We start from the raw sequence: 22,748 nt of genomic DNA on the forward strand, positions 1-22,748 counted from the left end.
ATGAATATACTTACATATGATGGAACATTTCAGGGATTACTTACTATTACATATTATTGTTTTGAAAAAAGGAAATTACCTGACTTAATTTTAAAAGAAGGAAATAAAGGGATTTTTGGCAACGGTAATATTATAAAAACCGACTTTAAAAAAGCTGAATATGTGAGTAATTTTATAAAAAGAAAAATAAATAATGGAATTTTGAAAAATATATTTTTAGCCTATCTTTCGGAATATGAAAACATAGAAGTTGATATTATAAAATATGTCAATATCGCTTTGAAATTGAAAAAAGACCCCATAAATTATATAGAAAAGGACTATATTTTGAAAATAAAAAAGGTAATATATAAAGTGTCAAATGAAAAGCATAAATTTATAGGGTTATTACGTTTTAGAGAATTATCAAATGGACTTTATTATGCACCGTTTGAACCCGACCATAATATTATTATTCTACTTGCCCGGCATTTTATAAACCGATTTTCAAATCAAAATTGGATTATTCATGATATAAAAAGAAACCTTGCCCTTGTTTATTCAAAGGGCAAGGTGGATTTAATTAATATAAATATTTCAAATCAGTATTTTTTTAAAGATTTGGAAAATTTATCAAAAGATGAAATTGAATACCAGAGTTTATGGAAAACATATTTTAATAGTGCAGCGATTACAGAAAGAAACAATTCTAAACTTCAAAAACAATTTATGCCTATACGCTATTGGAAATATTTAACGGAATTCTAAACTTTTATTCGATTAATAAGAGAAATATATTCTTTTTGTAGTTTTTTAAATTTTTCAAATCTATTTTCACTGTAGTTTTTATTATAAAAACTTATTAATTCTTTTTTGAGATTTTCGATTGATTCTTTTGGATAAAATTCTTTTAATTCTTCCAGAATTTCATAAATTTTAGAAATATAATCATCATAACCAATCATTTCATACAGATAATAAGAATATTTTTTTAGATCATTGAACTTAAAATTACTTTGTCCTTTTATCATAAGCCATTCAAGAATAAATCGCTTTAAATTCTTTTCAACATAAAATAGAAAATCGTCATTAGCTTCATATGGCGGTTCATGAATAATAGTAATATCCTTATCATAAATAAAATAGCTTTTGAAAATAGGGTTTTTTTCTTTAATTTCAGCATACTCATTCCCATTTTCATATATTAATCTTGAAGCAAGTAATAAAGAAAAATCTTCACCACGTGGAACATCAAGTGGATAATACATTTTTTCTGCAAATTCCTTTCGTATAATCATATTCCCACCGAATCCAAAAATAGATTCCTGCGGTTTGGGACTTTTCATAAACCTAACAATATCCATATCCATAGAGGTAGTTTTCTTCCAGGTTTTCAATTTATCTTCTCCAGTAATTCGTATAGTTCCATTTTTTTCATATGGTGCTGTAAAAACATATTTATCAGGATTTTTTTCTAATAATTCTTTTGTTTTTAAAATATAATTTTCACGTAAAAGCTCATCATCGTCAATTTGTATAATCACATCTTCACAATTCATAATCGGGAAAATAAAGCCCTGATTTCTAATTTCAGGATATCCTTTTGAAGAGAAAAAAAGGGAATTGTATTTTTCTTTACAACATTGAATATCTGTGTTAGTATATATATAAAAGTTATATTTAAAACCTTCCATTATTTTTTCAATTTTTTCGATTATAATTCCATCTTTTGAAACATCTTCATGTGCAGCTACTGCGAAAATATAGACGCTAATATTGTCGTTTTTACCAACATTTAATTTATTGATGCTATCAATAGTTTTATGTAATGTATTTTTGTTTTCAAAATCATTTAAAGGTGTAGGATGATCAAAAAAATCTCTTTTATTATCATTAGTACGAATATATGTATTAATTACAATGGCAAAATTCATAATACCCCTTCTTTCATTTTTCAATAATTTGGAGGTGAGCTTTAATGATAGTAGGAATACGTGGTGCAACTTCAATTGAAAATAATACCAAAGAAGAAATAATCTCTCGTACAATAGAATTATACACCCAAATTGTAGAAAAAAACAACATAAAGAGAATTATTAGTATATTTTGCTCTGTAACCCCTGATATAACTGCTTATAATCCTATCACTGTTATTAGAGAAAACTTCAAATTGGATAATGTAGCATTATTTACACTTCAAGAAGCCGTTTTTGAAAATTCTCCAAAAGCAATTATTAGATTACTAATTCATTGTGAGAGCGATACACAAAATTTTGTTTACTTGCATAAAGCAAAAGATTTAAGAAAAGATATAATAAAGTAAATATTATAAATTTAATTCTGTGTAAAAAATGTTAAGATTCAAAAAGTGTAACATAGGTTACGGACAAAAACCGACAAAAAAGGTTATAATTAATATGTAGATAAAATAAAAAAATTCACAAAATCATATATTAAATCAATTTTTTTTAAATGAACACGGAGGTGTTAATATGGGAATGTTTTGTTATCAATGTGAAGAAGCTGCAAGAGGTGTAGGTTGTACAGCAATGGGTGTTTGTGGTAAGACACCAGAAGTAGCTAATTTACAGGATATGTTGCTTTGGGTAACTAAAGGTTTATCGTATTGGGGATTAAAAGCAAAAGAATATGGAATTAAAGACGATGAAGCTAATTTATTTGTAGCAGAAGCATTATTTATTACAATCACAAATGTAAACTTTTCTGTTGAAAGAATGGTTGAATTTATAGAAAAAGCTTTAGATTTAAAAGACAGAGTAAAGCATAAATTTCTTGAAGCTTATGCTAAAAAAGAAGGCAAATCATTTGATGAAAAAGTACCAGAAGCAGCAGAATGGGATAAGAGAGGCGACGCTAATTTATATGCACAAAAAGGTTTTGAAGTAGGAGTATTAGCTGATAAAGATGAAGATATCAGATCTTTAAAACAATTAGTAATATATGGATTAAAAGGTATTGCAGCTTATGCTGATCATGCTTATGTTTTAAAATATACAAATGATGATATTTTATATTTCTTACAAAAAGGAATGGCTGAAACATTAAGAGAAGATATTACAGCAGATGAATTAATTAATTTAACACTTGAAACTGGTAAATACGCTGTTGAAGTTATGGCATTACTCGATAAAGCAAATACATCAACATATGGAAATCCTGAAATTACAGAAGTTTATACAGGAACATATAATACACCAGCTATATTAATTAGTGGTCATGACTTATTAGATTTAGAGGAATTATTAAAACAAACTGAAGGAACAGGCATAAAGATTTATACACATGGTGAAATGTTACCAGCCCATGCATATCCAGAATTAAAGAAATACGAGCATTTAGCTGGAAACTTTGGAGGAGCATGGTGGCAACAGGATAAAGAATTTGCTGAATTTGGTGGAGCAATTTTAATGACAACTAACTGTTTAGTACCTCCAAAAGAATCATATAAAGATAGGGTATTCACAACAGGACTTGTTGGTTTTGATAAATTAACTCATATTCCAAATAGAACAGATGGAAAACCAAAAGATTTCTCACCAGTAATCAAGAAAGCATTAGAATTGGGTCCAATTCCAGAAAGAGAAGGTAAAAAGATTGTTATAGGTTTTGCTCATGAACAGGTTGCAAAGGTTGCAGATAAGGTTATAGATGCCGTAAAATCAGGAGCTATTAAGAAATTCTTTGTAATGGCTGGTTGTGACGGAAGACATAAGGAAAGGGAATACTATACAGAATTTGCAGCTAACTTGCCAAAAGATACAGTTATCTTAACAGCAGGTTGTGCAAAATATAGATATAACAAACTTGATCTTGGAGATATAGATGGTATTCCAAGAGTATTGGATGCAGGTCAATGTAATGATTCATACTCATTAGTTGTAACAGCATTAAAGTTAAAAGAAGCATTTGGTCTTGAAGATATAAACGAATTACCAATTGAATATAATATTGCATGGTATGAACAAAAGGCAGTAGCAGTATTACTTGCATTACTTTATTTAGGAGTAAAAGGAATAAAATTAGGTCCAAAACTTCCAGCATTTATTTCACCAAATGTATTAAAAGTATTAGTAGATAATTTTGGAATTAATCCAATTACAACAGTAGAAGAAGATTTAAAATTTTTCTTGAATAAGTAAGATAATTATTAATGCAGGGCACTAAATTTTTAGTGCTCTGTTTTTTATTTTATGTTTATCTTTTTGTAAAGAAATAGGTGTAGTATTTTTTATACCGACCAGCCGGTCTAGAAGGAGGGATATTTTGTGAAAAAGCTTGGAAAAATAATCATTGAACACTCTAAAGTTGTATTTGCTTTAATGATGGTTTTAACTCTTGTAGCCTTATATTTTACGACAAAGTTATATATTAAACCTGGCTTTTTGGATTTATTGCCAGCAGATGATCCATATGTTCAGGTTTATAAAGAAGCGTCTAAGAGCTTTAAAAGTATAGATAATATTATGATTGGTATTGAAGGAAATAAAGAAGATATCATAAAGTATATAGATGCTATTTCATCTAAATTAAAAACAATGGATGGGGTTGATGCAATATATGCCAGGAATCCCATGGATTTTATGAAAAAAAATATATTTTTGTTGTCACCAGACGAACAACAAAAATTTCTTTTAAAATTATATTCTTCGGAAAATATTGTTGATTTTTTTGATTCTTTAAACCAGATGTTTGAAACTCCTGATAACGGTTATCATATTTCAGAACAGGAAAAGAGGCAATTTAACTATATTCTTGATTCTTTTAATAATTTACTTGTTTCAATAAATAATAATGATATAGAAGCAGTTAAACAAAATTTCCAGGGAATGTTATTTGGCAAAGAATATATGATTTCTGATGACGGAAAGTTTGGAATAGTTATTGTTAGACCTGGTATATCCTTTAATGATTTAAATAGAACTATTGAATTGGTTAATAAAATTGAAAAGGTTGTAAAGGATGAAGCAAAAAATTATAATGTAAAAGCCGGTTTAACAGGAACGGCTGTTATTGAAAGAGATGAAATGGTTACTACAGAAAGGGATATGGCAATTACAACAACTGTGTCCGTTATATTGATACTTATAATATTCTATCTTGGATTTAGAAGTTTTAAGTTTATGATACTTTCAATTATTCCGTTGATAACAGGCATTATTCTTGCTTTAGGATATGCAAAAATAACTATAGGTTCATTAAATATTATGACAGTAATGATGGGTGCAATACTTGCAGGATTAGGAATTGATTATTCAATTCACATTATATCCCTATATCTTGAATTGAGAAGTAAAGGAAATAATGTAAAAGATGCATTATATGGTGTTTTTGAAAAGAACGTTAGAGGTATTGTTGCCGGTGCTGTTACAACGGCTATAGTAATGGGAATATTTATGATAAGTGAATTTCCAGGATTTAGAGAATTTGGTATTGTTTTATCTGCAGGTATTATTTTTACATTGATTTCTGCAATAACAATATTGCCTATATTATTAAAATGGTTTGGTAAGAGTTTTAAAGATCCTGGAAAAACATTTGTAATTGATTATGATATAAAAAAATATAGAATGATTAGTATAATTCTTCTTGTTGTATTAATTATTTTTTCTGCCGTAAAAATAACTAAGGTGCAATTTGAAAAAAATATGCTTGAAATTGAAGCAAAAGGTTTAGAAAGTATAGCTATTAATAACAAAATTCTTGAAGAATTTGAGCTTTCACCTGACAATACAATATTTATAAGTAATAATCTAGCAGAAGCAAAAATGCTTTATGAAAAAATCAAAAATGTAAAAGTGTTTTCAGAAGTAGATAGTATAATCCCATTTATTCCCGAAACAGAAAAACAGGTTGTTAGGTTAAAAAATGCAAAAACAGTAAAATCATTATATGTAGAGCCTATTAATTTTGATATGAATAAATTAAAAAATGAATTGAGAAGGTTAAACTTCAATATGTTAAAAGCCTCATTGTCATTAAACACTTTTGGATATAAAGATTTAGGAAAAAAAGTAAATGAAATTGTGAAGTCTGGAATTATAAATAAATTAATGGATAAGAATTATGAAGATTACTTAGCAGTTCAAAAAACTATTATTAGCCAGATAAATTTACTAAAAAAGGATTTAAATGATTCTGAATTTATTACTATTGATAAGATTCCAGAAGAAATAAAATCCAATTATGTCAGTGATGATGGAAAGGTTTTAACTACAGTATATCCAGCAGGAGATATCTGGAATGCAGACTTTCAAAAAGAATATTTTAAGATTTTAGATGGCTTGAATGTTAATAATGTTACTGGTACTTCCTTATTATTCTATAAGGTTGTGAAAATCTCTGCTGAAGAAGGAAAAAATCTATTGATATTAACATTAATTTTGATATTTGTTGTTCTGTTAATAGATCTTAGAAGTTTGAAATACTCGATTTTAGCGTTATTACCAATGCTACTTGCAATTGTATTAATGTTAGGAATAATGGGTTGGTTTGATATTAAATTTAATGTAGTAAATATTATAGCCTTACCATTAATTATTGGTATAGGTGTAGATGATGGAATTCATTTGATACATAGATATAGAAGAGAAAAGAATTTAAGAGAGGCGTTAAGGAGTACAGGAAAAGCTATTACAATGACAACATTAACAACAGGAGCAGCTTTTGGTTCATTTGTTCTGGCTAAATATAGAGGATTCGTAGGATTTGGACTATTATTGTTAATGGGAGTTATATTTAGTTTTTTAATTACAGCATATGTAATTACGTCTATTATCAGTTATATGGAAAGCAAAGATAATAAGGAGTCGAATTAATAATGAAAATATGTGTAATATATGATACCAAAAAGAATTCAACAAAGGTCTTTTCAGAATGGATTAAAGAAGATATCCAACAACACAATATAGATGTGGATATATTTAAATATAATGAATTTAACAATAAATATGATTATGATTTGTTTATAATAGGAAGTCCCATTTATTATGAAAAACCTCTAAAAGGAATTATGAAATTTTTAGAAGAAAACAGTTCTATCTTAAAAGAGAAAAAAACAGCTGTATTTATTGTTTGTATGGCTCAATTATTTGGGAAAGCTACAGAGAAATATATAAAAAATCACTATTTAAGACCGCTTGAAGAAAAAGTTGGAGATTTAGTTGTTGAGAGTGGAGTTTTTTGGGGATGGATAAGAAAAATTAATGAGAAAGATAGAGATAAAGTAAAGAAATGGGTAAATGAAATAGTAAAAAAGCTTGGTGATTAATATGGAAGATACTTATGAAAAGATTTTAAAAGCAGCATATCTGGTTTTTTCAGAAAATGGTTATGAAAATGCGAGTTTAAATAAAATTAAGGAAACTGCAGGAGTTTCCAAAGGAGCTATTTATCATTATTTTAAAAGTAAGGATGAATTATTTTATCATGTAATAAAATCATATTTTGAAGAGTTTGTAAAAATCTTTGACCAATATTCCTTTGATTCTCTTGATAAAATAAAAGAATTTGGTTTTATGGCTATAGATATATATGAACAGGATCAAAAATCTCAAAATATTACTATGGTGTTATTTCAACAATCACTAAAAAACAAAGAAATAAAGGAATTGCTTGAAGAATATATAACAAAGGTTCTAAATAAAATCGGAGAAAAATTACAGGAAATATCGGAAAATGGAAAGTTAAAAGAAGATGTAGATATAAATTTATTAGCTCAAAAAATTTTTGTAACTATGGACACATTGGGATTATATATATCCTATGGAATAAAAAATATCGATGTAAGAAGATTGTGGAATGATTTTATTGATGATTATATTTCGCAGTATTATAAAAAATGAAAAATCATAAAATTAACAAAATCCCTAGATTCTAGGGATTTTGTTATAAAAACTCCTTGATAGATAATTTTGTCAAGCAATTTTTTGGAATAGGAAGCGGCTTGATTAAATATCCTGTCGAAGGTTGTCGAAAATTGTCGACGTTGTCGACTAAGTCGAACTAATGTGATATAATAATATCTGGGGTGAGATTATGGAATTAGGGAAGATAATTGAAAAAGTAGTTGATAAACCTTTAAATAAAACAGATAAAAAATTGCTTGTGAATAGAGAAAAAGAATTTGAATTAATAAATCTTTTGACGCAGTATCAGCCATATGGAATTTATGGTATTTGCGGAGAAACTGGTATTGGAAAAACAACTGTAATAAATAATATTGAAATACCTTTTCATACAATAAAAATAACATTAACTCAAAGAGAAAATCAGGATACAATTCTTTATGATATACTTTATAATTTATCTTTGGTATCTGAAAAAGATATAAAAATTGCAAAGGAAATTAAAGAATGGATTCTTGAAGAAATTTCATATATTAAGGGATTTTCATTAGGAATAAGTTTTATTGGAAATGCATCAGTTGGTTCTCAAAATCAAAAAGCACCACGTTTTAATTATTTTAAAGCAAAAGAATATTTAAATAAATTAACTGATGAATTGATAAAAAAATATAATAAAGTGATTATAATAATTGATGAATTGGATAAAGAAAAAAAACGTGATGTATTAATTGTATTGGATAGTTTAAAATTGGAATTGCAAAAAGAAGGACTTATTGTAATTGTTTCATTGCCGTATTCTATATATAGAGAATATAAAAATGATAGAATGCATAGAAATGAAAGTGGAAACCTTGAAAATATAATAAAAGATATAATTTTTTTAAGAGAATTTACCTCATCTGAAATCAAGGAAATTCTTATTAAAAGGTTAAAAGAACATATTGATTTTTTTGATGATAAATCATTGGAATTAATTGCTGATTTTTCAGATGGTAATCCACGAGATGCATTCTGGATTACACAAAAGATTATTTTTGAAGCGTTGTCTCAAAAGATTATAAGAATTGACGAAAAATTGGTAAGAACTCTAATGAGAAACATTGTAAAAGAATATTTAAATGAAATTTCACTAACAGAAAAGCAAAAAACATTTATTGATGAAAGTTTATATCCTGGAAGTAGAGAAGAGATTGTAAAAAAAGCTATTTCAAAAAATAAATTACCTCGATCAACTGCATATTCAATTTTTGATAGACTATTAGAACTGGGAATAATTATAGAGCAAAACGGAACTTATAAACTCTCAGGCAAAGTAAAATATTTATATATTTAAATTATCCTGTCGAAGGTTGTCGAAAATTGTCGACGTTGTCGACTAAGTCGAAGTTAATAATCAATAAAAAATCAAGCTGGATTTTTTCAGCTTGATTTTTTTATTCTATTATAAAAACCTTTCAATAATATCATCAAGCAAAATTCTTTCATCGTCTTCAAAAGAGTAATATCCCAAAGCAACACGTTTTTGACCGAAACCATATTTAATAGCAAAATCACGAACCTTACCTTTTGGATAAGGAGTAATGGGCCATTTAATATCGTATCGAACGCAATTTCTTAAAAACACATCAAATATTCTCATTTCCTCATCACTGAGCTTAAAATAATTAAAAACAAACTCCTTAAAGTTCTTTGGTTTCTTAAAAAGCTCAGTGATGAGTTTTTTTCTTGCTAAATAAAATGGTGAAATATTATATTCCGCATCTTCAACATCTTCAGAATTCAATAATCTTCTTTCAACTTTCTTCAAATCAAAATCACTCATCATAATATTAAAAAAATACATCTTCTCATAATTAGCAGAGAAGAATTTAATGATTTTATTTTTATCTCCTTCAAAAATCAATTTCAAAATATGATTCTTTGTAAAAAATGGTTTTTCTATTAATGCTGTATATGTTGAAAAAAATAATACAGGGATTTTAGAAATATTAGTTTTTTTAATTTTGAATAGATTATTTTTAAAATATAGAGAAGTGTTTTTTCTAAAACGTCTATTTCTGAATTTACTTTTATTGTTATAAACATTTTCAAATTCAGGATTTATTTCGAAAGATACATTTTTTTTATAATCCAAAACAATAACCGAAATATCAAATAAATTTAAATACTTATTTATTTTGTATACCTCAAAAATCGTATCAAACCAGTTATAAGTATAATTTAAATTATCATAATAATATCCCATATAATATTCCAATAAATTAGCAGTGATTAAAGCTTTCTCTTTATCAATCTTTCGAATCCACCAGGCTGCACTATTTAAACCTGCATTCATCATTGTTGGATGTGGAAATTTTTTTGCAATAAAGTAACCTTCAATAAAAATCTCAAATGCTTTTTTGTAATTTTTATCATTTAAGTTTTTTCTTGCCTGAGAATATTTCAATAATGATTTTTGAGCATAACATTCATTGTAGTTTTTACCATATACTTTTATATAATCATAGTTATCTTTATATTTCGAAGAGATATGTTTTAATCCAGGTAAAATAATATTTCGTGCATCTTCAGAAAGTGTTTTAATGTTTTTTCTAAGAATTATGAATTCTTTTTTTGATTCTTCAAATTTATTTTGTTTTAATAATATATCTATTTTTTCAAATCTTGCTAATTCTCTTAACATTATTGTTGGTGTTGTTGAAATAACTTTATTTGCATAAAATAAAGCTTTATCTAAATCTTCATTCCATATTGATTTTAATAACAGAAGATAATATTTCAATGCTACATCACTAATCTTTGGATAAATATAATTAACAATTGGTTTTGAAAAATAACCATACTCAACTATATTTAAAATATCTTTTATACAAATCCCCATTTTAACCTCCAACTTACAAAAAGTTAAAAATATTTTTACTAATCTTTTTTGAAAGTAAGAAACTTTAAAATTAACATTCTCTTGTAACATAATAAAGAATTAAGAAAAAGACAAAATAACGAATATAAAAGTATTTTAAAAAACGAAATAAAATACCGGATTTTTCGATGTTACATGAGTTAATTGAAATGTAATAAAAATCAACTTCTAAAATATTGATAAAAAGCGAAATTTTATTTTAAAAAAAACACTTGCAAGTCATGTTAGAAATGATAAAATAAAAGAAAATACTATTTAAGATACATCGTAAATATATTATGTTTTTGATACAGAAAATATTATATCAAAAAATCTTAATTTCATAAATAAAATGAATAGCAAAGGTATTTGAAAAATTTTAGAATTTTTATCTTAAATTTCTATTTAAATAGTTTTGAAGAAAAAATGAGTATAGAATATGAAGAATAAAATTTGATAATTATTTATATACAACATTTTGATTAATTAAAATAGTCTCAAATGAGATAAAAACTCATTTGAGACTATCTGTATGATATAATAGAAAACGAAATTTTTTATAAGGTGATAAAAATGGAAGTTTTTTTTAATATTTTAAAAGAATTACCAAAATCTAATAAGCTAAAAACATTTTTTGTGTTTATAATAAGCATTTTTATTCAATTTGGAAATATATCAGTTCCGTTTATATTTCAGAGATTGACTGATAATTTTGGTAGCGAAAAAGCCTTTCAATATTTTCAGATATTATTGTTTGTATATTTTCTTCAATTACTTTTAAATATTTTTTTTGGAATATTTTATACAAAAAATATATACGAGATTTCATCTTATTATAAAAAACGAGGTTTTGAATTTTTATTGAGAAACAATAAAGAGATAAATAATTTTTCAGAAAAGATAGATTTACTATTTAATCTTTCTGAAGAGGGTATAGCATCTTTATTTTACGAATCAAACATCAATTTTGTGGTTTATATAATTTTTTATTTTATATTGCTTTTTTATATATTGAAAAGATCCCTAATAGTGGGCGTACTATTAATTGCTAATACAATTGTTTTATATATAGTATCCAGATTAAAAATAAAATATCTTTCTTCAAAAAATTTGGAAATTATCAGATTAGAAGCGAAGAAAATAAAAGAAATTGAGGATATTTTAAGAGGTTTTGTGGAAATTAGAGTATTTAATATTTTAAAAAATGAGGTCAATAGAATTTCAAATCATTTCAAGAAGCTTTTGAATATTATAAAACAAAAACAGAAAATAGAATTATTTATTTCAGGTTTTGAAATTATGAATTTTTTGGTTTTTCCAGCAATTTTGCATATTGTTGGAATTTCAATTATAGAAAAAAACATTTCTCTTGGCGAAGGAATTAAGATCATTCAAATAGTTGAAATTATCACTTCTTATTCTATTTTTATAAGCAATTATACTAACGTAATACCAGAGATTATAAGTGTATTTGAGGAATATTCTAAAAATTTTCAATAAACCAAGATATAAAATGGTGATATTATGAAAAAAATAATATTTGTTATCATAGTTCTTTCTATTATTTCAATTATTTCAGAATATCTCTATACTACAATTCCACTTTATACAAAGGATTTCATAGATTTTTTGACATCTGGAATAATTAATTATAAAGTTTTATTAAATATGACTTTGATAATTATAATATCTTTTTTATTAAAAACCATGGTAAAAATCTTTTTAGAATATTATAAGAAGAAAGCATCATATTTAATAACTATAAAAGGTTTATCAAACATTTTAAAATTCGATTATTTAGAATTCAAGGAATATGATGAAATATATTATTCTGAAAGTTTATTAAGATTACCTGAAAAAATAATGGAAGCAGTAAGCTCTTCAGGAATGGAAAATTTCACTATAATATTTAAGATGATATTTCTCATAATTTTTATATTTAACCTTGATATAAAATCTGGTATTGCAACAATAATATATACGATATTATCGTTCGTTAGCATATGGATTTCAAATAAATATTTTTATGAAAATTATGATAAACAAATTGAGATAAATCTTAATAACATATCAGATGCAATGGACCAATTAGAGGGATTGAAAGAGATACATTTATTTAATACTGTAAATTCTGAAATATCACGTTTTGAAAATAACATTAATAAATATAGAGATTTTTCAATAAAAATAAATATATTGGATTGGCTTTTATCTTTTACAATAAATGATTTTTTTCAATATTCGATATATGCATATCTAATATATAGAGGATTACTTTTAAAAGATGTTGGTTCATTAATTGCATTATACATGTATGTAAAAGATGTAGCAAATATAATGAATAATTCTGTATTTGGAATCTGGAACTCTTTAAGAGAAGCATTAATTTCATGGAATAGATTAAAAAAGTATATAATTTGACATTCAAAATCCCCGAAAGGGGATTTTTATTTATTTAATTATTTTTTAACCAAAATTTTACCGGTAAAAATCCAAACCTTGGAAACATTGAATTTAACATTACATTGTAACATAAGATTTATAATTGGAATTGGTTAAAAAGTTTAATACAAGCATATTATAAATAACAAAGAAAGAATGTGAAAAAAACGTGTGTTACATGAGTTAATTAAACAGTAACATTTTTTGATTTCTGAAACACTGATAAATAGCGACTTTTTATTTTGGAAATAGACCTTGAAAGTCATGTTAGAAATGATAAAATTTAAGTTGAAAAATTAAAAATAGGGGGATGAGAAAATGAAAAGAAGAGGATTAATCATTTTATTTATATTGACACTAACGATCTCGTTGTTTTCTGATAGTTTAAAAATGATAAAGAAAATAGAGATAGAAATAGAAAATACCAAAAAACCATCAAAATTTCTCACAACATTTGCAAAAAATGAAGTAATAATCACGCCGTTTGTAGCAATTGGAAAGGATTTTAAAATACGAATATATTCATTAAGAGATAATACAGAACAAATAATAAAAAAAGAAGCTCCTGCATTATACGAAATCGGAGAACTTACAAGTGTGACATTTATAACAACCTTTAATTTTGAAGATAAATTCTGGATAATATGTGGGAATGGAAAAAATGGAGATATGGAGATAAATGAATATATAAAAAAGGATAATGAATATATATTCAACAAAAAATTAAATTTAGGAGTAAAATCTGGAATAGTAATAATTGATAAAGAACTAAAGGATAGATTAATAATAAGTTTAGGAGTAAATGAGTCTGAAAGAAAAATAATGGTGGTTGATAAAAATCTTAAATGGTATAAGGAGTTAATTACATTAAGGGATTTTTCAGGTGATCTTGAAATAGCAGAGTATAAGGATAAATTATATATATTTGAAAGCATACCAGAAAAAAGCGTATCGTCATTCTTTGGATCAAATAGTAAATACATAAAACTAAAACATACCTTTGATGCAAAGACATATAAACTTCTAAAAAAAGATGAAAAGGCATTTTCAGATATGGAATATTATATTTATATATATCAGGATGGAAAATATACATATTTTGGGAATTACGGAGGAAAGATAAATATAAAAAGATATGATCTTGAAAGCGGAAAAGTAGAGGATATAAACATGGAAGAAATATATCCATTATTAAAAGAAGGAAAGATTGAATATTCATATTTTGTATATAAGAATAAAAAAGTATTAATAGAAATAGATGAAGAGGATATTATGAAATTGGTAATGGGTGAAATAATAGATAATAATTTTAAAATAATCTGGAAAAAAGAATTAGAAAGAAAAGAAGGAGCATTTCTTGTAAAAAATGTGAAAAATGCACTTTTACTGGATTCTGATTTAATGGATAATACAGAAATATTTATAGACGAAGGAAAAAATTACAAAGTTAATCTCGAAACAGGAGAGATAACAGAAATAACAGATAAACCAATATGGTTCTTTAAAATGAGAGATAAATATTATTATGGAGCATTAAACAAAACGGAAAAGAAAGATGGAAAGAACTATTCTGTATTTGAAATTTATGAATTGAAATTCGAATAGAAGTTAAATATTTATATTTGGAGGAGTTTTATGCGAAAAATATTAATTTTTTTATTAATTATATTATTAACAATTACAATTTATTCAGAAACTGTGAAAATAAATAAAATAGGTGAGTATAAAATAGAAAATGTAATACCAAAGCATTTAGTAATAAACTTTACCTCAAATGAAATGATAATTACAAAAGGTGTTCCAACAAGTGAAAAGTACAGCATATATATTTATTCCTTAAAAAATAAAAATGAACAAATAATAAAAGAAAAAATACCGGCGTTATACGATATAAATGGTAATAGAAGAGTAGTTTTGGTTTTTAGTTATGGTTTTCAGGTGAAATAATATATAAAACAGACAAACCATATGTCTTTTATAAGGTTGATGATAAATATTACGGAATAATAAAACTCACAGAAAAAAAGGAAGATAAAATCGATACTAAAATAGAAATATATGAAATAAAAGTTGAAAAATAACAAGCTAAAGATTTATGGAATTTAATAAAGATAGGAGGATTAAAAAAATGAAAAGAAGGGGATTAATAGTTTTATTAATGATGATACTAACAATCTCATTATTCGCTGATAATCTGAAAATGATAAAAAGAATAGAGCTGGAAATAGAAAATGTCCAAAAACCACCAAAAATAGTTACGGCATTTACAAAAAATGAAGTAGTACTCGTGCCATGGGTAGCAAGTGGAAAATATTTTGAAATACGCATATATTCATTAAAAGATAACACAGAACAAATAATAAAAAAGGAATCACCGGCATTATATGAATTAGGCGATCTTAGAAGTGTGACAGCAATAACAATTTTTAATTTTGATGATAAATTCTGGATAATATGTGGAAATGAGAAGAATGGAGATATGGAAATAAATGAATATATAAAAAAGGATAATGAATATATATTCAATAAAAAGTTGAATTTAAAAATAAAATCATGGGCAGTGATGATTGATAAAGAACTAAAGGATAGATTAATAATAAGTTTAGGAGTAAATGAGTCTGAAAGAAAAATAATGGTAGTTGATAAAAATCTTGAGTGGCATAAAGATTTAATTACATTAAATGATTTTTCGGGATATCTTGAAACGGCAGAGTATAAGGATAAATTATATATATTTGAGAGCACAGGGGAAAAAAGCGTATCGTCATTCTTTGGATCAAATAGTAAATACATAAAACTAAAACATACATTTGATGCAAAGACATATAAACTTCTAAAAAAAGATGAAAAGGCATTTTCAGATATGAAATATTATGTTTATATATATCAGGATGGGAAATATGCATATTTTGGAAATTATGGAGGGAAGATAAACATAAAAAGATATAATCTTGAAAATGGAAAAGTAGAGGATATAAACATGGAAGAGATATATCCATTATTAAAGGAGGGAAAGATTGAATATTCATATTTTGCATATAAGAATAAAAAAGTATTAATAGAAATAAATGAAGAAGATATTATGAAATTGGTAATGGGTGAAATAATAAATAATAAATTCAAAGTAATCTGGAAAAAAGAATTAGAAAAAAATGGAGTATTCTTTCCACGAACAACAAAAAGTATTTTTTTATTAATTCCGGATTTACCGACAGAAATTGAAGAAGTTTTATATAAAGGAAAAAATTACAAAATTAATTTTGAAACTGGTGAAATTACAAAAATTACAGACAAACCAATAATCTTTTTCAAAATGAAAGATAAATATTATGGAGTATTAAACGAAACAGAAAAGAAAGATGGGAAGAACTATTCAGTATTTGAAATTTATGAATTAAAAATTGAGTAAAGAACGGTGGTGAAAAAATGATAGAAGTAAAAGGGATAAAAAAGAGCTTCAAAGAAAAAGAAGTATTAAAAGGCGTGGATTTTGAGGTAAAAGAAGGGGAAAAGTTTGTAATATTAGGGGAAAATGGAGCAGGGAAATCCACACTGTTTTATATATTAACAAAAGTATATAATCCCGATGAAGGAGAAATAAAAATAAAAGAAGGGAAATATTTATTGGGCTTCGTAGAAGAACCACAGTTTATAAAAACCATGAATGCGTATGAAAATATGAAATATATTAGCTCGAGCATATATAAGAAAGTCACAAAAGAAGAAATGGATAAATATTTAAAAATAACAGGAATACAGCAACATGCAAAGAAAAAAGTAGGTAAATATTCCACGGGAATGAAAAAAAGACTGGCAGTATCGTTATTATTAATGATAGATCCGGATATATACATATTCGACGAACCAACAGAAGGACTGGATCCAATAGAAAGAAAAAACTTCATGAAATTAATGGAAGAATTAAAAGAAAGAGGAAAAGGGATAATAATAAGCACACACGTATTATCAGAAGCAAAAGAAATGGCTGATAGAGTGGGAATATTATACGATGGAAAAATACAGAAAATAATGTCAAGAGAAGACTTTGATAAACAGAATGAATATATAATAGACGCAGAGGCAAAAAGATATCCAGAATGGCTGGAATACCGAATAGAAGATGGAAAAGCGATAATAAAAAGCGACAACATAATGGAAACGCTGGAAAAATTAAAACAGGAAGGGATAAAAATAAAAGACATAGAAAAAAACACATCAATACTGGAAAAAACATTCATAAAAATATCCTCGGGAGATGGGAAAAATGATTAAAGCAGAACTACAAAAAATAAAAAAAGACAAATTCTTTCTATCATCGCTAATAATATATTACTTCTTCTCAACAATAAAAGCCAAAGGAATAGTATATCTAATAGCAAGATCATATTATGGGCAACCAGAAATGTCATATATAGCAGCAAAATACTTTGGAGGCATGTGGAACTTCTTAGGATTAATACAGCTAATAACAATAATATTTGGAATAAAAGTATTGCATGAAACAACAGAAAGCAGATTATACACATACATATTCATGAAAAACAGCAGATTAAAATTCTACAGCAAAAAAGCCATATCGTTACTGTGGATAACAACAATATACAGTATATATAACCTGATAATTTTCAGCTACTATTATATAACAATAATAGGAAAACCGGAAATAAAAGATTTAATAATGACAATAGTAATATATATAAACTATGAAATAGCGATACTATTTACAGCAATACTGGGAATGATGATATATACAATAGTAAAAAACAACCTATTCTCAATAATGGTATCGTTATTTGTAATATACACATATTTCCTATTGCCAAGATACAACAAAATATATCATCCATTAAACTACGTATATTTAATGACAAAAAAATTAATAAGCTCAAAAGGGATAGAGTTTGTAATATACGTGGGATTGTGGAGAATAATAATACCAATGGCAATCACAATGTTAATATTCACAATAGGATATAGATTCTTCAGGAAATATGAACCAAAGTATTGAGGGGGCTATACGAAACCAGAAAGAAGTGTATGGAAGTATTAATTGTGATGGGGATGTATTTAACCAAATGAGGCTTTTGCCTCATTTGGTTAGTTGTTAAGATTTAAATAAACATTCGTAAAAATCTTAAATTTAAGTATTTTGGTTTAAAAGAGGTGAAAAAATGGGAAAAAATCTTAAATTTACATTTTTCTTTTTTATATTATTCATTGTTATAATATTTACTATAGGTGGAGTAAAAAAAATTAGAATAAGAGAATTTAATGAATTCAAGAGGAATCTGGATAATCAAGGATTTCAATATTATCCATTAAATAAAAGTTATTTTATTCACGTGTTTAATGATGAAAATACCAAAAATAATTTGGTATTATATATAGATGAAAATTCTGAATACAAAAAAATATATATAGAATATTATGAATTTTTTAATAATAAAATAGCAAAAATAAAATTTGATAAAATAAAAACAATTTTAAATTCAGGTGATTTTTTAAAATTAAAGACTAAATTTGAAATAAGAGTTATAGACTATTATTTTATTACTCAAAAATATAAAGGTCTTTATTTTTATATATACAAAAATAAGAACAAACTTGTTATTTTATATGGTAGAGAAAAAAATGCTGTGGAGAAAATAAGTAAGATATTATTATAAATGATTATTTTTTATTATTTTGAAAAGGGATAGATATGAACAAAGTAAAATTGTTTATGAATTTCATATATTCAAGATTATGGAGGAAATAAAGGTGAAACACTTGAGAAAAATGTTAAAATCAATAGAAAGTCTATTATATATATTGATTATAAGTAGTATTTTTTGGTTTTTTTCTATAAAAAATTCAATAGAAAATAATAACAATAATATTGTCAATTTTATTTTGGTCTATCTTATGTTCATTATAATTTTTGAAATTGGAAGGAGAGTTGATTTCCAATGGAAAACTACTTTTTTTAAAATTTTAATAACTACAATAATAGTTTTTGGTTTTGGATATATAATAGGCATTTCCTTGAAAGTAAGATTTGATATAGCATTTATTTTAGCTTTTAGTGATCTATTTCTGTGTTATAAGATAAAAGATGATAAAAATCTTTCAAAGTAATTAATTATATAGTATTAAATAAATTTAGGTTAAAAATCTATTTTTCTTTTTTATATAATAATATATTAATGAAGAAGCTACTCCGAGAAAGGTAAAAGCTATCATTAAACTCAGATAAAGTGCTCCTCCATTTATTGGATTTAATAACACTTTTACCAAAATCAAAATTGAAAATAATATCAGCAAAATACCGGAGAGTAAGGATATTTGCTTTAAATTAATTTTTATCACTCCCTTTAGAATAGTTTATAAAATAGATTTATATACACGTAAGAAATTCTCACCTGTTATTTTCTTTATTTCGGTTTCAGTATATCCATGTTCTTTTAATTTCTCAATTAATACAGGTATTTCTTTATGAGTGTTTAAAGAATCTACTTGCTCATCTCTAAACATATCACATAAATCAAAACCAAATCCCACATGTTCTACTCCTACAAGGTTTGCAATGTAATCTATATGCTTAATTAAGCCATTAATATTATTTTCAGAGTTATTATCTGTTACAAACATACCATTTGCATTTATTCCAATTACTCCACCGCTATCTGCAATAGCCTTTATTTGTTCATCTGTTAAATTTCTTTTTGAATTAAAAAGTTTTCTGACATTGGAGTGTGATGCAATAATAGGTTTTGTAGCAAATTTAATTACATCCCAAAAACCACTATCGTTTAAATGGCTTACATCAATCAACATTCCCAATCGTTCCGCTTCTTTCACTATTTTAACTCCGAAACTGCTTAATCCTCCTTCTGTACCAGTTTCTACTTCAGAGAAAAAAGCACCATCTGCAACGTAATTTCTTCGACTCCAGACTAAACCAGCAAATCTTACTCCTAATTCATAGAACACTTTTAATAAATATAAATCATTTCCAATGGGATCTAAACCTTCGAATGAAAGTAATATTCCAAGCTTTTGATTATCAATTGCGTATTGAATATCCTTCATATTTCTGCATAGCATTATTTTTCCTTCAGATTCCTCAATTTCATAATGTAAAGATGCTATTTGGTCCAAAGCGTTTCTCAATGCCATTTCTGGAATGTATTTTTCTGAAATAAATAATGAAGACACTATAATATTAACCTTTCCTTTTTTAAAATCATCATAAAATCTATTCATTATTACCTGTTTTTTTCCTTCTTTCCTTCTCTCAGTTACATATGTAAGTAAATCAAAATGTGCATCGATAATAAGATAATTGTCTGTATTCATATATAAATCCCCCTGTATAAAAATTATTAAATATCTTTTAGTGAAAAGAGATCAATATATTTTATCATATTTTCAAACCTCTGGAAAGTTAAGGCATTTAAACTGAGTGTAATTTCAAATGAAAACTCAATGTCATTTAAAACTTTTTTAATTGTTTGAATTTCATCATAGGTATATTCTTTGGGCAAATAATAGCCAAGAGTAACATGAGGAATGAGTATTTTTTTCAAAGGTAATACCTTTTCAAAAATATTGTACATATTTATGAGTGCATTAAAATCTGGGAAATCCTTTGGATAAAATTGTATTCCTATTGCAGCACCACCATTGAATAATCCATTGGAATTTAATGTTATTGTTGTATTTTCATATATCTCCTTTAATTCTCGGAAGACTTCCTTTACCTTATTTTCAGAATTTTTCATGCATTTTTCCAGATTATCAGCAGTAAAATAATTACACAAATCATGAATGGTTAAATGAAAGGTTTCTTCAGGTAGTTCATTAGCCAATATTCCATTTAATTCGCTGTATAATAATTTTTGAATAATTTGAACCTTTTTTTTGTCTTCATTATTCAATGGAATAACAACTGTATTTCCTATAAACTTTTTATATTCACCATTTTCATTTACTTTTAAATAAACACTTTCTAATACTTTCCAATCTTTGTTTAAACCATTTATAGAATCTTTTTTTATCTTATTAAGCTCGTTTATATAATCATTATATTCCATAAAATCGCCTCCATTCTCTCTAATTAAATATTATCATATTTAACCATTAAACCTTATACACGATAATATGAATATTATATGAATAATTAATATTTAAGATGGATTATCAACTGTAATTGTATATAATCATTATTTTTGGTATTTGTAACCGCTTACATAAAGTGATATTATTTTATATAGTGGGCATTTATGCCTAAAAATTTTAGGGGAGGGTTAGACATGAAGAAGATTATTTTGGTATCTTTGATTATTTCAATTGTTGTTTTTTCTTTTGCTATTGAAACATTAGTAGTATCTTCAAGATTATGGACTCCACCAACAGAAAAGGAGTTTATTATTAACGAGATTATTAAACCATTTGAAGATATGTATAATTGTAAGGTTAAATTCCAGACAATGGATGACCAGAGTATAATGGATCAAGTAGATGTTCAGGTTAGAACAAATAAGGTAACTACAGATGTAATAATATTATATGCTTCAAACATGCCTAAAATGGTAGATAAAGGATATGTATATGATTTAACTCCTTATGTTGAAAAATGGACAGATAGAACATTTTCTAAAGGTTTTGATTCAATGACCATGTTTAATGGAAGAAGGTATTTCTTACCTGTAGGAGCTGATGTATATCTTACACTTATTAATAAAAAAGCATTAAAGTACAAACCAGAGAATATTGATATTAACAATATGACATGGGAACAACTTGCAGAATGGGCTAATCTTGTAGCAAAAGCAGAAGGTGAAGGAAAATTTGCTGTTACTGGTGTTCCTATGAAATCATTGATTTATCAAATTGGTGCTATTGCATTATCTTATGGTGCAGACTGGCCAAATTTAGACAATCCAGGTTCAATGGCAGCATGGTATCTTATTTATAAGATGAAAGATGCATTTTCACCAGCAATAAAAACATATGACGATACAAGACCTCCAATGAAAAGAGGAGAAACATGGATGACAGTTGCACATTGTGCAAGGGTTGGAGAGGTATATAACAGCAATCCTACACAGTTTATAGTTGCACCTGCACCAAAAGGACCAGCAGGAAGAGGTTCTGTAGCAGGTACAAGCGGATTTGCAATTGTAAAAGGAACAAAACACTTTAATCTTGCTTTGAAATTCTTAGAATATATGACAAGACCAGATATAATGCTTAAAGCAAGTAAAGGTACAGGTGGATTTATACCTCCAGTTGACGAAGCTATAAAATATCTTGGGAATGATGCACAAGATGAAATTATCAAGAATGCTGTAACAGTTATGAATACAGGTGTATTATCATACATTGCACCTATCTGGAAAGACTGGGGACAGGTAAAATTAGTATATGATGATTTATTCAAAAAGATGATTCTTGAAGATAAAAAGTTTGAGCCTGATTTAATGGAATTATATCAATTTAAGATTGATGCAATGAGAAAATAAATATTATTTATTGATGATGGGGCGTTCTCAGGACGCCCCTTTAGTAAAGGAGTGATA

The 22,748-nt window shown here is 25.9% G+C and carries 21 protein-coding genes; 17 read left to right on the forward strand and 4 right to left on the reverse strand.

Going from position 1 to position 22,748, the window contains the following annotated elements:
• Complete coding sequence (locus LN42_RS10630) at nt 1-747, forward strand: TIGR03915 family putative DNA repair protein (RefSeq protein WP_014297520.1); 747 nt, start codon at nt 1-3, stop codon at nt 745-747.
• On the opposite strand, the gene LN42_RS10635 is transcribed toward LN42_RS10630, so the two are convergent.
• The gene (locus tag LN42_RS10635; protein ID WP_014297521.1) at nt 744-1,913 is read right to left on the reverse strand and encodes a hypothetical protein; all 1,170 of its coding nucleotides are present in this window, start codon (nt 1,911-1,913) and stop codon (nt 744-746) included. The two genes, LN42_RS10630 and LN42_RS10635, sit on opposite strands and share 4 nt — an antisense overlap.
• A 44-nt stretch (nt 1,914-1,957) precedes the next feature.
• Between LN42_RS10635 and aroH the strand changes: the two genes are divergently transcribed.
• The 6 genes from aroH (at nt 1,958) to LN42_RS10665 (ending at nt 9,177) form a co-directional block, all read left to right on the forward strand.
• Nucleotides 1,958-2,302, forward strand: a complete 345-nt coding sequence (gene aroH, locus LN42_RS10640) for a chorismate mutase (protein ID WP_075780776.1) — start codon at nt 1,958-1,960, stop codon at nt 2,300-2,302.
• A 175-nt stretch (nt 2,303-2,477) separates the two neighbouring features.
• Nucleotides 2,478-4,139, forward strand: a complete 1,662-nt coding sequence (gene hcp, locus LN42_RS10645) for a hydroxylamine reductase (protein WP_075780827.1) — start codon at nt 2,478-2,480, stop codon at nt 4,137-4,139.
• A 126-nt stretch (nt 4,140-4,265) separates the two neighbouring features.
• Entirely contained in the window at nt 4,266-6,815 is a 2,550-nt protein-coding gene (locus tag LN42_RS10650; RefSeq protein ID WP_075780777.1) for an RND family transporter, read from the forward strand.
• A gap of 2 nt (nt 6,816-6,817) precedes the next feature.
• On the forward strand, nt 6,818-7,267 hold the full coding sequence (locus LN42_RS10655) for a flavodoxin domain-containing protein (protein ID WP_014297525.1): 450 nt from the start codon (nt 6,818-6,820) through the stop codon (nt 7,265-7,267).
• Between the two features lies 1 nt (nt 7,268).
• Complete coding sequence (locus LN42_RS10660; RefSeq protein WP_014297526.1) at nt 7,269-7,841, forward strand: TetR/AcrR family transcriptional regulator; 573 nt, start codon at nt 7,269-7,271, stop codon at nt 7,839-7,841.
• A gap of 193 nt (nt 7,842-8,034) precedes the next feature.
• A complete protein-coding gene (locus LN42_RS10665) occupies nt 8,035-9,177 on the forward strand; it encodes an ATP-binding protein (protein ID WP_014297527.1) in 1,143 nt (380 codons plus the stop codon).
• 108 nt (nt 9,178-9,285) lie between these two features.
• On the opposite strand, the gene LN42_RS10670 is transcribed toward LN42_RS10665, so the two are convergent.
• A complete protein-coding gene (locus LN42_RS10670; protein ID WP_075780778.1) occupies nt 9,286-10,725 on the reverse strand; it encodes a hypothetical protein in 1,440 nt (479 codons plus the stop codon).
• Nucleotides 10,726-11,316: 591 nt separating this feature from the next.
• On the opposite strand from LN42_RS10670, the gene LN42_RS10675 reads away from it, so the two are divergent.
• The 9 genes from LN42_RS10675 (at nt 11,317) to LN42_RS10715 (ending at nt 19,302) form a co-directional block, all read left to right on the forward strand.
• Entirely contained in the window at nt 11,317-12,243 is a 927-nt protein-coding gene (locus LN42_RS10675; RefSeq protein ID WP_075780779.1) for an ABC transporter ATP-binding protein, read from the forward strand.
• A 24-nt stretch (nt 12,244-12,267) separates the two neighbouring features.
• Nucleotides 12,268-13,164: an ABC transporter transmembrane domain-containing protein gene (locus LN42_RS10680; RefSeq protein WP_075780780.1), complete on the forward strand. Its 897-nt coding sequence runs from the start codon at nt 12,268-12,270 to the stop codon at nt 13,162-13,164.
• A gap of 339 nt (nt 13,165-13,503) precedes the next feature.
• Nucleotides 13,504-14,790 carry a hypothetical protein gene (locus LN42_RS10685; RefSeq protein ID WP_014297532.1) on the forward strand — a complete coding sequence of 429 codons (1,287 nt, stop codon included), beginning with the start codon at nt 13,504-13,506 and terminating at the stop codon, nt 14,788-14,790.
• A 30-nt stretch (nt 14,791-14,820) separates the two neighbouring features.
• On the forward strand, nt 14,821-15,132 hold the full coding sequence (locus tag LN42_RS10690) for a hypothetical protein (protein WP_014297533.1): 312 nt from the start codon (nt 14,821-14,823) through the stop codon (nt 15,130-15,132).
• A 181-nt stretch (nt 15,133-15,313) separates the two neighbouring features.
• The gene (locus LN42_RS10695) at nt 15,314-16,594 is read left to right on the forward strand and encodes a hypothetical protein (protein ID WP_014297534.1); all 1,281 of its coding nucleotides are present in this window, start codon (nt 15,314-15,316) and stop codon (nt 16,592-16,594) included.
• A 17-nt stretch (nt 16,595-16,611) separates the two neighbouring features.
• Nucleotides 16,612-17,457, forward strand: coding sequence for an ABC transporter ATP-binding protein (locus LN42_RS10700; RefSeq protein WP_075780781.1), 846 nt, complete (start codon nt 16,612-16,614; stop codon nt 17,455-17,457).
• Nucleotides 17,450-18,193: an ABC transporter permease gene (locus tag LN42_RS10705; protein ID WP_014297536.1), complete on the forward strand. Its 744-nt coding sequence runs from the start codon at nt 17,450-17,452 to the stop codon at nt 18,191-18,193. Before LN42_RS10700 ends, LN42_RS10705 begins: the two co-directional genes overlap by 8 nt.
• A 163-nt stretch (nt 18,194-18,356) precedes the next feature.
• The gene (locus LN42_RS10710) at nt 18,357-18,851 is read left to right on the forward strand and encodes a hypothetical protein (RefSeq protein ID WP_014297537.1); all 495 of its coding nucleotides are present in this window, start codon (nt 18,357-18,359) and stop codon (nt 18,849-18,851) included.
• Between the two features lie 94 nt (nt 18,852-18,945).
• Nucleotides 18,946-19,302 carry a hypothetical protein gene (locus tag LN42_RS10715; protein ID WP_014297538.1) on the forward strand — a complete coding sequence of 119 codons (357 nt, stop codon included), beginning with the start codon at nt 18,946-18,948 and terminating at the stop codon, nt 19,300-19,302.
• A 246-nt stretch (nt 19,303-19,548) separates the two neighbouring features.
• Here the strand turns inward: LN42_RS10715 and LN42_RS10720 are convergent, their stop codons facing one another.
• Nucleotides 19,549-20,523 carry a dipeptidase gene (locus tag LN42_RS10720; protein WP_075780782.1) on the reverse strand — a complete coding sequence of 325 codons (975 nt, stop codon included), beginning with the start codon at nt 20,521-20,523 and terminating at the stop codon, nt 19,549-19,551.
• 26 nt (nt 20,524-20,549) lie between these two features.
• A complete protein-coding gene (locus LN42_RS10725) occupies nt 20,550-21,260 on the reverse strand; it encodes a hypothetical protein (protein WP_014297540.1) in 711 nt (236 codons plus the stop codon).
• 219 nt (nt 21,261-21,479) lie between these two features.
• On the opposite strand from LN42_RS10725, the gene LN42_RS10730 reads away from it, so the two are divergent.
• Nucleotides 21,480-22,691, forward strand: a complete 1,212-nt coding sequence (locus tag LN42_RS10730) for an ABC transporter substrate-binding protein (RefSeq protein WP_014297541.1) — start codon at nt 21,480-21,482, stop codon at nt 22,689-22,691.
• Nucleotides 22,692-22,748: the final 57 nt, after the last annotated feature.

The organism is Marinitoga sp. 1137, from assembly GCF_001941525.1.
Lineage (GTDB): Bacteria > Thermotogota > Thermotogae > Petrotogales > Petrotogaceae > Marinitoga > Marinitoga piezophila.